Genomic DNA, 216 nt, shown 5'->3' with positions numbered 1-216 from the left:
ACGCCGAAGCGCTCGGGGTCGTCCACGTGGTAGCCGAAGACCGTGGCCCTCCCCGACTCGGCGTTCTGGGCGGCGCGCGTCAGGTGGCGGGACAGGCCGTTGCCGTAGAAGATGTTGTCGCCCAAGACCAGGGCGCACGGCTCGCCGGCGATGAAGTCCTCGCCGATGGTGAAGGCCTGCGCAAGGCCGTCCGGCGAGGGCTGCTCGGCGTAGGAC

General features: G+C 70.8%; 1 protein-coding gene. It reads right to left on the bottom strand.

Annotation, left to right across the window (positions count from 1 at the left end):
- Positions 1-216 (bottom strand): sugar phosphate nucleotidyltransferase (locus DW233_RS07410; RefSeq protein ID WP_255413631.1); only part of this gene is annotated, 216 nt, incomplete at both ends.

It is taken from the genome of Collinsella sp. AM20-15AC (assembly GCF_003471405.1).
Classification (GTDB): domain Bacteria; phylum Actinomycetota; class Coriobacteriia; order Coriobacteriales; family Coriobacteriaceae; genus Collinsella.
The sequence above is the reverse complement of the archived record's forward strand: the minus strand, read 5'-3'. Positions and strand labels throughout refer to the sequence as shown.